The organism is Holophagales bacterium (genome assembly GCA_016699405.1).
Lineage (GTDB): Bacteria > Acidobacteriota > Thermoanaerobaculia > Multivoradales > JAGPDF01 > JAAYLR01.
Genome location: CP064972.1, coordinates 4524836 through 4535802, shown reverse-complemented (window position 1 = coordinate 4535802; position 10967 = coordinate 4524836). Strand labels below are relative to the sequence as shown.

General features: G+C 69.9%; 11 protein-coding genes. 9 read left to right on the top strand and 2 right to left on the bottom strand.

Annotated features, from left to right (window positions below; translation table 11 throughout):
* The first annotated feature begins 1 nt into the window (after nt 1).
* The 9 genes from ccoS to IPJ17_18670 are packed head-to-tail and all read left to right on the top strand — an operon-like array spanning nt 2 to nt 9045.
* On the top strand, nt 2-262 hold the full coding sequence (gene ccoS, locus IPJ17_18710; GenBank protein ID QQR73488.1) for a cbb3-type cytochrome oxidase assembly protein CcoS: 261 nt from the start codon (nt 2-4) through the stop codon (nt 260-262).
* On the top strand, nt 259-882 hold the full coding sequence (locus IPJ17_18705) for a cytochrome c3 family protein (GenBank protein ID QQR73487.1): 624 nt from the start codon (nt 259-261) through the stop codon (nt 880-882). Before ccoS ends, IPJ17_18705 begins: the two co-directional genes overlap by 4 nt.
* Before the next feature lie 11 nt (nt 883-893).
* Entirely contained in the window at nt 894-4025 is a 3132-nt protein-coding gene (locus IPJ17_18700; GenBank protein QQR73486.1) for a 4Fe-4S dicluster domain-containing protein, read from the top strand.
* Between the two features lie 22 nt (nt 4026-4047).
* Nucleotides 4048-5505, top strand: coding sequence for a polysulfide reductase NrfD (gene nrfD / locus IPJ17_18695; protein ID QQR76222.1), 1458 nt, complete (start codon nt 4048-4050; stop codon nt 5503-5505).
* Nucleotides 5506-5508: 3 nt separating this feature from the next.
* Entirely contained in the window at nt 5509-6060 is a 552-nt protein-coding gene (locus IPJ17_18690) for a DUF3341 domain-containing protein (protein ID QQR73485.1), read from the top strand.
* The gene (locus IPJ17_18685) at nt 6053-6676 is read left to right on the top strand and encodes a cytochrome c (protein QQR73484.1); all 624 of its coding nucleotides are present in this window, start codon (nt 6053-6055) and stop codon (nt 6674-6676) included. Before IPJ17_18690 ends, IPJ17_18685 begins: the two co-directional genes overlap by 8 nt.
* Nucleotides 6673-7887, top strand: a complete 1215-nt coding sequence (locus IPJ17_18680; protein ID QQR73483.1) for a hypothetical protein — start codon at nt 6673-6675, stop codon at nt 7885-7887. The genes IPJ17_18685 and IPJ17_18680 overlap by 4 nt, the downstream gene beginning before the upstream one ends.
* Nucleotides 7888-7894: 7 nt before the next feature.
* On the top strand, nt 7895-8389 hold the full coding sequence (locus IPJ17_18675) for a hypothetical protein (protein QQR73482.1): 495 nt from the start codon (nt 7895-7897) through the stop codon (nt 8387-8389).
* A complete protein-coding gene (locus IPJ17_18670; protein ID QQR73481.1) occupies nt 8386-9045 on the top strand; it encodes a sulfite exporter TauE/SafE family protein in 660 nt (219 codons plus the stop codon). Before IPJ17_18675 ends, IPJ17_18670 begins: the two co-directional genes overlap by 4 nt.
* Before the next feature lie 25 nt (nt 9046-9070).
* Here IPJ17_18670 and IPJ17_18665 read toward each other — a convergent pair whose 3' ends face one another.
* Together IPJ17_18665 and IPJ17_18660 are read right to left on the bottom strand one after the other, a co-directional pair.
* A complete protein-coding gene (locus IPJ17_18665) occupies nt 9071-9883 on the bottom strand; it encodes a hypothetical protein (GenBank protein ID QQR76221.1) in 813 nt (270 codons plus the stop codon).
* Nucleotides 9884-10097: 214 nt separating this feature from the next.
* Nucleotides 10098-10949, bottom strand: coding sequence for a PIG-L family deacetylase (locus tag IPJ17_18660; protein ID QQR73480.1), 852 nt, complete (start codon nt 10947-10949; stop codon nt 10098-10100).
* Nucleotides 10950-10967 lie beyond the last annotated feature (18 nt).

Below are 10967 nucleotides of genomic sequence, written 5' to 3'. Positions count from 1 at the left end.
CGTGGAGACGATCTTCGTCCTGCTACCGCTGGCGCTGCTCATCGCGGCGATCGCCGTCGGATTCTTCATCTGGGCGGCGCGCAGCGGACAGTTCGACGACCTCGACACCCCCGCGGTGCGGATCCTCTTCGACGACGAGGAGCCGCACCGCCCGGCCACGGTCGCCAGCTCCGCGAGTGCGCGTCGACCGGCGGGCGAGGGGCGCGAGGCATCCGGAGCTGCGATGACGCCAGCCGATCCGACAAGGAGGGTTCCCGAATGAACGGAAGGAGCAAGCCCGTCCGCATCGTCGCGCTGCTCGTGGCGCTGGCCGCGACGGGCGCCCTCGCGTACGCGTTGAGCAACGCGCGCCAGGGCTACGAGCCACGCCAGCCGATCCTTTTCCGGCACACGCGCATGGCGGGTCCCCCCGTCTGGCAGACCGATGCGAAGGGCGAGAAGGTCAACGTCGGCGGCTTCGGCATCCCCTGCCTGTACTGCCACACCATGCCGTACAAGGGCCGCCACGCCACCGTCCCCTCGACGGCGGTGTGCATGAACTGCCACTCGACAGTCGGCCTGAGCCGGGAGTGGGTGCTGAAGCTGCGGGCGTACTGGGACCGCGGCGAGCCGATCCCGTGGGTCAAGGTCCACGACCTGCCCGACTTCGTCTACTACGACCATTCGGCGCACCTCAACGCCCGGGACGAGAGCGGCAAGCTCAAGCTCCCGACGATCGATGCCGAGGGGCGGCCGATCAACGTCTGCGAGAACTGCCACGGCAAGGTCGAGCAGGAGGAGATCGTCCGCGTGCAGACCCCCTTCAACATGCAGTGGTGCCTCGACTGTCACCGGAAGCCGGAGATGAAGGCACCCACGACCTGCGTCACGTGCCACCGGTGAGGGAGACCACGATGAATCCGAACGAGACCAGCGAGCGGCCGGAAGCCTCCGCCCTGGACCGCCGCGAGTTCCTCCGGTTGGGTGGCCTGGCCACCGCCGCCGGGGCGCTCGCGAGCGCCGGCTGCCAGCCGCCGCAGGAAGCGACCATCCCGTTCCACGACATGCCGGAGAGCCTGGTCGACGGCCTCGGGCCGGCGCGGTTCTTCCACACCGTGCTCGACGGCACTCCCGTCCTCGTCAAGACCCGCGAGGGTCGGCCGATCCTGGTCGCGCCCAGTCCGAGCGATCCCAGCGGACGAGGCCTGGCGCTGCGGCATCACGCCGCGATCATGGACATCTACGACCCGGACCGCGCCCGCGGCCCGCTGTCGATCCGGCGCGGCAAGGGACCGGCGGTGGCGTCGAGCTGGAGCGCCATCGGCCCCGACGTCGTCGCACGCCTGAAGTCCGCCGGCACCAAGGCGGTGCTGCTCACCGGTCCGGTGGCGAGCCCGGCGCTGGCCACGGCGATCGCCGCGCTCGCGGCGCGCACCGGGCTCCGTCACATCGCCTGGGCACCGGTCGTCGCCGAAGCGCTGCCCCTCGCCTGGGAGAAGGCGTTCGGCGACGCGCGGGTACCGAGACCGCGACTCGACAAGGCGGACTTCGTCCTCGGTCTCGGTGCCGAGTTCGTCGATCGGCCGGAGGACGGCCTCGAGCGCGACTTCGCCGCTCGCCGCACCCCGGAAGGGGCAAACGGCACGCGGATGAATCGCTTCGTTCAGCTCGAAGGGCGCCTCACGTTGACCGGATCCAACGCCGATCAACGGATTCGCGTCCGCGACTCGAGCCTCGCGGCGGTGGCGTCGGCGTTGGCCCACGAGCTGGTGGTGGTGCGGCGCTTCGGTCCGCTGGCCGGGGACCCGGCGGTGGCGGCTGCGCTGGCGCCCTTCGCCGTCGACACCGTGGCGTCGCAGGCCGGGGTCGATCCGGCGCTCCTGCGTGCGCTGGCCGGCGAGTTGGCGGCAGCGGCCGGCCGGGCGGTCGTGCTCGGCGGCGGTTCGGCCTCGGGAGCGGCGGCCGGTCCGGCCCTGGAGCTCGCGGCGATCCTGCTGAACCTGACGGTCGGAGCGTTCGATGCGGGGCTCTTCGAGGACGCCGCGGCGGTCCGCCCGGTTTCCGGGACCGGCGCTGCTCTCGCCGCGCTCGCCGCCGACATGTCGGCGGGTCGCGTCGAGGTGCTTCTCGTCGCCGGGGCGAACCCGGTCTACGACGCGCCGGCCGCGCTCGGCTTCGCCGAGGCGATGGGCAAGGTGCCGTTCGTGCTCTCGCTCGGCGATCGCGTCGACGAGACCGCCGCGCACGCCGATCTGCTGGCGCCGACCAGCCACCCGTTCGAGTGCTGGAGCGACGCCGAGTTGCCGCGCGGCCTCTTTGCGGTGCAACAGCCGGTCATCCAGCCGCTCTTCGACAGCCGCGGCTTGCTCGACCTGGTCGTCGACTGGGCGGCGGCAGCGGGCGACCCGGTCGCCGGTGCGGCCGCCAGCACCGCGGCAGCGGCCCTCGCCAAGCCGGCGACGCCGGCGGCGGCGGTCGCGGCCCCCAGCCCGAGCCTGGCGTATCACTACCTGCGCGCGGCCTGGGCCGCCCGGCTCGGTCTCTCCGGCCCGGCGTTCGAGGACGCGTGGAACGAGACGCTGCGTCTCGGCAGCTGGCAGGGAAGCGCTCCGGCGCCGGTGGCTCGTCGGCTCGCCTCCGGGGCGCTCGCGGCGCTCGCCGGAGTGCCGGCCGCGGCGGCCGGGCTCGAGCTCCAGCTCTACCCGCACCTCGCCGTGAACGACGGACGGTCGGCCAACAACGGGTGGCTCCACGAGCTCCCGGATCCGGTGACTCGGATCTCCTGGGGCGGTGCGCTGTCGATCGCACCACGGCGCTTCGACGAGATGGGACTGGCCAACGGCGATCTCGTCGAGGTCGACGCCGGTCACGTCAAGCTCGTCGCGCCGGCCTACCGCCACGCCGGGATGCACCTCGATCAGGTCGCGCTGCCGCTCGGCCTCGGCCGTGAGGCCTGTGGAGCGATCGGCGGCGGGATCGGCGCCAACGCCTATCCGCTCCGCCAGCTCGTTGACGGGCGCCTCGTCTCGGCGGGGTTGCCGGTCACGCTGCGCAAGGCGGGTGGTCACGAGGAGCTCGCCCTCGGCCAGGGCTCGGACGTCATCGATCGCGACCGCCGGGCACTCGTTCCGGTGACCACGCTCACCGCCTTCGAGAAGAACCCGAAGGCGGGAACCGAGCAGCCGGAGGCCGGTCGGTCGATCTGGCCGGAGCACGAGTACCCGAACGCGCGCTGGGCGATGACCATCGACCTGAGCAAGTGCAACGGTTGCGGCAAGTGCGTGATCGGCTGCCAGGCCGAGAACAACGTGCCGATGGTCGGGCGGCGCGGCATGCTCGACGGCCGCGAGATGTCGTGGATGCGCATCGATCGCTACTACGACGCGCCGGAGAAGGACGGTCGCTGGGGCGCCGAGGTGTGGGACGGGCCGCTGGCGGTGGTCGAGGAGCCGAAGGTGCTCTTCGAGCCGATGCTCTGCCAGCACTGCGAGAACGCGCCCTGCGAGACGGTTTGCCCGTTCGTCGCCACGATGCACAGCGACGACGGCCTGAACCAGCAGATCTACAACCGCTGCGTCGGCACCCGGTACTGCGCCAACAACTGCCCGTTCAAGGTGCGGCGCTTCAACTACTGGGAGTACAGCAAGGAGCAGGAGAGCAGCTTCATGCGCTGGCTCCAGCCCCGCATCGCGCGCCATGCCGAGCTCAACACGCGCAGCCCGATGCAGATGAAGAACAACCCCGAAGTCACGGTACGCAGCCGGGGCGTGATGGAGAAGTGCTCCTTCTGCGTGCAGCGGATCCAGGCGGCCAAGGCGGAAGCGACCCGCTCGGGCAAGCCGAAGAACCACTTCCCGGACGGAGCGGTGGTGCCCGCCTGCATGGAGGCCTGCCCGACCGGTGCCATCCGCTTCGGCGATCTCAACGCCCCCGGCGCGCAGGTGGCGACTCTCGCCAAGAGCCCGCGTGCCATGAGGCTCCTCGACGCCCTCGGCGTCAAGCCGTCCATCTCCTACCTGACGAAGGTGCGCAATGACAAGGCATGACGAGAGTCCCTACGCCACGGTGATGGACGAGGGGCAGCTCACCGGCCGCCCGATCGTCCGCGCGGGGGCCGGCCCCTACGGGGGCGACCTCGAAGTCGCCGAGCCGCTCGTCACCGGCGGGAAGAAGTGGGTCGACGTCGACCGCGACATCTGCATGCACGCCGAGCGCTTCCCCACGAAGAAGTGGTGGCTGGCGTTCTCGGTGGCGCTGGCGATGCTCGGCGTGCTCGTCTTCTCGCTGATCCTCCTGACGTACGCCGGCATGGGCATCGCCGGTGTGAACCAGCCGGTGGGCTGGGGATCGTTCATCATCAATTTCGTCTTCTGGATCGGCATCGGCCATGCGGGCACGCTGATCTCGGCGGTGCTCTTCCTCTTCCGCCAGCGTTGGCGGACCGGGATCAACCGAGCCGCCGAGGCGATGACCCTCTTCGCGGTCGCCTGCGCCGGCATCTTCCCGATCATCCACCTCGGGCGCTCCTGGTTCGCCTACTGGCTGGTGCCGTACCCGAACGCGCGCGGTCCGCTGTGGGTGAACTTCAACTCGCCGCTCGCCTGGGACATCTTCGCCATCTCGACCTACGGGCTGGTCTCGCTGGCCTTCTGGTACCTCGGTCTGCTTCCCGACCTCGCGACGGTGCGTGACCGGGCGACCCACCCCTGGCGCAAGCGGTTCTACAACGCGCTGTCGTTCGGCTGGAACGGCTCGCACCGCGCCTGGCGGCACTACGAGTCGGCGTACATGGTCCTCGCCGGCCTGGCGACGCCGCTGGTCTTCTCGGTGCACACGATCGTGTCGTTCGACTTCGCGACCTCGGTGATGCCGGGGTGGCACACCACGATCTTCCCGCCCTACTTCGTCATCGGCGCGATCTTCTCCGGCTTCGCCATGGTGATCACGCTGATGACCTTCATGCGCGGCTACTTCGGCATGAAGGACTACATCACGGTCAATCACATGGAGGCGATGGCCAAGATCCTCATGTTCACCGGCATGATGGTCGGCTTCGCTTACTCGACCGAGTTCTTCATGGCCTGGTACTCGGGCAGCGAGTGGGAGGGGTTCGTCTTCAAGAACCGCGCCTTCGGACCGTACGGCTGGGCCTACGCGATCATGTTCACCTGCAACGCGATCGTGCCGCAGCTCTTCTGGTGGAAGAAGATGCGACGCCACACCTGGGTCCTCTTCACGGTTTCGATCCTGGTCAACATCGGCATGTGGTTCGAGCGCTACGTGATCGTCGTCACCTCGCTGCACCGCGACTTCATGCCGTCGGCCTGGGGCATGTACTCGTTGACCCGCTGGGACTACGCGATCCTCATCGGCTCCTTCGGTCTCTTCTTCACCCTCTTCCTCCTTTTCGTCCGCATCTTCCCGGTGGTGGCGATCTCGGAGGTCAAGGGTGTGATGGATCCGAAGGTCGCCCGGAGCGTCCCGACCGATGCCGGCGCCACCCAAGCGGCGCCGCAGGGAGCCTGAGCCATGACGCCCATCTCGACCCGAGGCATCCTCGGCCACTTCTTCGAGCCGGACGAGGCGCTCGCCGCCGCGGCGAAGGTCCGCGACGCGGGCTACAAGCATTTCGACTTCCTCACCCCGTTCCCGATCCATGGAATGGAAGAGGCGATGGGGCAGAAGCGCTCCTGGATCCCCTGGGCGACCTTCGCCCTGGCGATCGGCGGCATCCTCTTCGCCCAGGGCCTGCAGAACTACGTGATGGTCTACGACTGGCCGATGAACTTCGGCGGCAAGCCGTTCGCCGCCTGGCCGGCGTTCATCCCCATCACCTTCGAGGCGATGGTCTTCTGGGCGGCGCTCGGCAGCGCGCTGATCGCGGTCATCGCGGGCAAGAAGGACACCGTCCCACAACCGCCGCCAATGAGCGTCGCGACCGGCGCGACGGTGGACAAGTTCGTGCTCTGGATCTCCGCCACCGATCCGCGGTGGAACCCCGCCGAGGCGGAGAGATTCGTCCGCTCGTTGGGTGCCCACGGCGTCAGGCTGATCGACGCCGAAGGAGGCCAGGATGCGTAACGCCGCCCGCCTGCTCGCATTCGCGGCGCTTGCCGCGTCCCTCTCCGCCTGCGACCTCGGCCTGCCGGCCGGACGCACGCCGCATCGCGAAGGCAATCGCCTCGACATGGGCGACCAGCCGAAGCTCAAGCCGCAGCGCGCCGACCTCTCCGGGGCTCGACCGACCGGCTTGATGGAGCCGCAGACCGGGACGGTGGCCGTCGACGAGCATCCGTATCCCTTTGCCCAGAACGAGGCGGACAAGGCCGGAGCGGAGCTCAAGAACCCGCTCGCCCCGACGCCCGAGAACATCGCGCACGGCAAGTTCGTGTTCGAGCGCGTCTGCATCACCTGTCACGGTCCGCGCGGCGCCGGCGACGGCGTCGTCACGGCGCTCTTCCCCAAGCCGCCGAGCCTGATGACGCAGAAGGTGCGAGACTGGCCGGACGGTCAGCTCTTCCACCGCCCGATGCGCGGCCAGGGCTCGATGCCGAGCCACGCGCGGCAGGTCGACCAGCGCGACGCCTGGGCCGCGGTCCTCTACATTCGCGAGCTGCAGAAGGTCGAGCCGGTCGCGCCGCCGCCGCCGGCCGCCCAGGCGGCTTCGCCGACGACTCCCACCGGAGGGAAGCCATGAGCCACGATTCGACCCACGCCTTCCCGCTGCCGCCGGGCCGGCTCGCACTTGCCGGGTCGGTGCGCGGCCTCGCCGTCGCCTTCGTTCTCGCCGGCGCCGGCGCGCTCGGCTGGGCCTTCTCCCAGGGCGATGCCCAGCTCGCCTGGAGCTCTTTCCTCATCGGCGCCTTCTTCACGCTCGGCCTCGGCGTCTTCGGGGCGATCTGGCTGTCGATCCTCTATCTCTCGCGTGGCATCTGGTCGGTGACGATGCGGCGCGTCCCCGAAGCGATGACCGCCTGGCTCCTGCCGGGCGGTGCGCTGACCCTGGCCGTCGCCCTCGGAGCGCACTCGCTCTACCACTGGTCGCACACCGAGCTGGTGGCGGGTGATGCGCTGCTCCAGCACAAGGCGCCGTTCCTCAACATGACGATGTTCACGCTGCTCGTCGGCGGCAGCCTCGCCGTGTGGGTGATCTTCGCGTCGCTCCTCGTGGGCACCTCCCGGCGACAGGATCGCGAGGGCGGCATCTCCCCGTCGCTGCGCAGCCGGACGCTCTCGGCGCTCTTCGCCGTGCTCTTCGCGCTGACCTTCAGCGTCGTCAGCTTCTACCTGCTGCTGTCGCTCGACGCGCACTGGTTCTCGACCATGTTCGCCGTCTTGGCGTTCACCGACGTGATGCAGACCGGCACCGCCTTCGTGGCGATCGTCGCCGGGCTCTTCGTGATGTCCGGCACGCTCAAGGGATTCCTCAACGAGAACCACCTGCACGCGATCGGCAAGATGGTCTTCGCCTGGACCGGTTTCTGGGCGTACATCTACTTCTGCCAGTTCATGCTGATCTGGTACGCCAACATTCCGGAGGAGACGGTCTACTTCCTGCGCCGCAGCGAGAACGGGTGGATGCCGTACCTGTTGTTGCTGCCGCTGCTCAAGTTCGTCGTGCCCTTCTTCCTGCTGCTGTCGCGCGAGGCCAAGCGGAACCCGCGCCGGCTGGTGCCCGTGGCGATCCTGGTGATGCTGGCGCAGTTCGTCGAGTTGTACGTGATGGTCGCTCCGGCGATGGGTCACGGCGACGCGGCGGCGCACGGCCATCTGCCGGCCGTCGAGCTCGCGGCGACGCTCGGCTTCTTCGGCCTCTTCCTGCTCGTCTTCGGCTGGGCGATCGGACGGCAGGAGGCGGTGCCGCTCAAGGATCCGGCGATCGGCGACTGCCTCGCCTACCACTCCTGAGGTGTCCTTGCGACTCCGGGAGACCCTGCTCGGCCTGGCCGTCCTCGGCCTCGTGCTGGGCGGGGTCTTCTGGTCTCGTGGCCGATCCGCCCCCCTGGCGGCGTCGAGCGGGTCGGCTGGCGCGGGTGAGGAGCTCCGCGACGTCACGCGCGACGACGCGACGGTCGAGATCGGCGAAGCGACCGTCGTCCTCTCCGTCGCGCCTCGTCCTCCGGTGGCCTTCGCGGCACATCGCTGGCGTGTGCGCGCCGTCATCCACGGCGAGCCGCAGGCGATCGAGCGCGGACGGCTCTCCTTCGAGATGGTGATGCCGATGGGTGACCATCGTTACCAGCTCGTGCCGGCACCCGGCGGCTGGTGGGAAGCCGAGGTCGTGCTGCCCTCCTGTCCGAGCGGCAAGCGACGCTGGTTCGCGACCTTCGACGGCGTCGTGGCCGGGGTCCCGCGCCGCGCCCGCGTCCGCGTCGACCTGGCCGCGTCGACGACGCAGCCCCCGCAGTGATCGAAACCGTCAGCCTCGCCGGCTTTCTGACGCTCGGCCTGCTCGGCGGCTTCGGCCACTGCGTCGGCATGTGCTCGCCGTTCGTGCTCTTCGTGTCGCGTCGCTACGTCCCCGCGGAGGGCGGTCGCAGCGCGGCCTTGGCGGCGCAACTGTGGTACGCCGGCGGGCGAGTCACGACCTATGCGCTGCTCGGCGCCGTGGCCGGAGCCTTGGGCGGAGTGGTGGAGCTTGCGGGGTCGCTGCTCGGTCTGCAGCGGGCGGCGGCGGTGGTGGCCGGTGCGGTGCTGGTGCTCTGGGCATTGGTCGCCCTCTCCGACCTGGTGCCGGGGCTCGCTCGCGGCGGGGCCCTCTTCTCGCGCCTGGTCGGCCGACTTTCGGGGCGCGTTCCGGGGCACCCGTTCCTGCTCGGGCTCCTGCTCGGTCTGTTGCCCTGCGGCCTGCTCTACTCGGCGGTCATCGCGGCGGTGGCACGCGGCGGTGCGCTTCAGGGCGCCGTCGCGCTCGCGCTCTTCGGTGCCGGCACCCTGCCGGCACTGCTCGGGCTCTCGCTCGCCGACGAGCTGTTGGCCCGTCGCCGGGCGGCGCTCAACCGACTCTCCCAGCTCTTCCTGTTGTCGATGGGTCTCTGGTTCCTCTGGACCGGCCTCGCCGGCTGAGCCCTTCGCTCTCCTCCGGCCGAGCTCAGCCCGAAGCTGCGGGGGACCTGGCCTCGCGCCGGCGCCGACCGAGACGAGCCTGGACGAGGAGGAAGGAGAGCGTCGCCACGACGCCGGCGACCATCACATAGGCCTCGACGCCGGGTCCGCGAACGCCGCGTGGCGAGAGCAGCAGGGCGACCGCGAGCGGGGCCACGAACTGGTTGGCGAAGAGTGCGCCGAAAGCCAGACGATTGCCCCAGCCGCCGCCGAGGAAACGCCAGAGGAAGAGGCGGGTGTTGGTGAGCAGCGCGACGAGCGCGTAGAGCCCCATGAAGCCCATCTCGAGCGGAGAGATGCCGACCCGCGGGTCGCGATGGATGCTGAGGTAGGTCGGGTTGCCGAGCAGGTAGCCGAGCAGGCTGAGGGCGCCGGGGACCAGCGCGAGGTGGATCAACAGGTCGTCGACCAGCAGCGCGGAATCGGGTGTCTCGCGCAGCGCGATGACAAAGTCGTAGCAACAGAAGAGCGAGAGGCCGACCGACGTCATCATCGACGTGAGCACGAGATCGGGGAAGCTCGCCCAGAGCTCGGGGGGGGAGATCCAGAGCATGAGGATCGACGAGACGTTGCCGCCGAGGACAAGGCCGGTCATCGCGAGGCTGAGCGCCATCGGCCAGGTGTCGAAGTGGAGGCGGGCCTGGCGGGTCGCCACCATCAGCAGCAGCGAGAAGGCGGTGAAGGCCGACATGACCGGGGCGCTCTCGGAGTAGAGAAGCGGATGCCCGGCGATCCAGGCGACGAATACCGCGGCGGCGCCGATGCCGAGGAGCGCGTCGAGCGCCGTGCCGAGGCGCAGCCGTGCGGTGCCGAGGATGCCGGAGGCGCTGCCGGTCGGGGCTTGCGACATCTGCGAACCTCCTGGCTCGTCGAAGCTGCTCGCTGCGTTCGCGATCGGCGGATTCTAGCCCGCATCGCGCGGCCGATGCCGGCCGCGGTGCGGCAAGTGCGAGCTACGGTCCTCGTGCGGTCGGCGGGTGTCGGCGGGTGCGTCGGTCGTGTTCGCAGCGCACTTACCTTGGCGCAGACGGTTCGCGCAGGGCCGGAAGCAGGCGAGAGGCAGGCTCGGTGCGTCCGCCGAGGCCGGAGGAGCTCCGTGCCTTCGCGTAGGCCTCGGCAGAAGAGACGTCGGCATCCCAGCCGCGTACCCGCGCCAGGGTGACGTACATCTCCATCCACTCGGCAGCATTCTGCGAACGGTGCCGCGATGCCGCCTCGACCTTCTTCTTCGACACTTCGGAGATGTCGACGAAGTCGGTGGGTGTGAAGGAGAAGCTCTTCGTGTGCGGCGAGTTGGTCGTCTCGTAGAAGTAGAGCTCGAAGGCGAGGCGCCGATCCTGGAAGACGCGCCACGCAAGCAGTCCCGTGGCCTGGTGATCGGCATGGACGTCGAGGGGCCACGGCGCGAGCACCAGGGCCGGGTGAAGGCGCACGAGGGTATCGGCGAGCCGCTCGAGAGTCGGGGCATCGACGGCGAGCGATCCGTCGACGGCACCGAACATCTCGGCCCGAGCGCCGAGCAGGGCCGCGGCCTCGCGCGCCTCGCGCGTACGGAGAGCCCGAGCCTCCTGCGGCCCCATTCCGGGTACGCCGAGCTCTCCTCCGGTCATCGTCAGCACCACGACCTCGTGTCCCGCCGCGGTCGCATTGGCGATCAACCCGCCGCACGAAGCCTCGCCATCGTCGGGGTGGGGAGCCAGGACGACGAGGGTGGCGGAGGTCGCGGGCGCGGTCGCCGCGACGACGAGGAAAGCGGCGAGCGTCGCTGGCGTGAGGGTCGAGCGACACCATGCCGGGCGCCGCGGAGCGACCGGTCGAAGCGCAGCGGTGAGCAGACCGAACGTCGAGATAGTTGGGTACCTCATGGGCACGATCCCTCCACG

Coding starts and splice junctions, on each gene's coding strand:
- IPJ17_18705 (QQR73487.1), top strand. CDS start 259: ATGAACGGAAGGAGCAAGCCCGTCCGCATCGTCGCGCTGCTCGTGGCG.
- IPJ17_18660 (QQR73480.1), bottom strand. CDS start 10,949: ATGAGGTACCCAACTATCTCGACGTTCGGTCTGCTCACCGCTGCGCTT.
- IPJ17_18680 (QQR73483.1), top strand. CDS start 6,673: ATGAGCCACGATTCGACCCACGCCTTCCCGCTGCCGCCGGGCCGGCTC.
- nrfD (QQR76222.1), top strand. CDS start 4,048: ATGGACGAGGGGCAGCTCACCGGCCGCCCGATCGTCCGCGCGGGGGCC.
- IPJ17_18685 (QQR73484.1), top strand. CDS start 6,053: ATGCGTAACGCCGCCCGCCTGCTCGCATTCGCGGCGCTTGCCGCGTCC.
- IPJ17_18690 (QQR73485.1), top strand. CDS start 5,509: ATGACGCCCATCTCGACCCGAGGCATCCTCGGCCACTTCTTCGAGCCG.
- IPJ17_18700 (QQR73486.1), top strand. CDS start 894: ATGAATCCGAACGAGACCAGCGAGCGGCCGGAAGCCTCCGCCCTGGAC.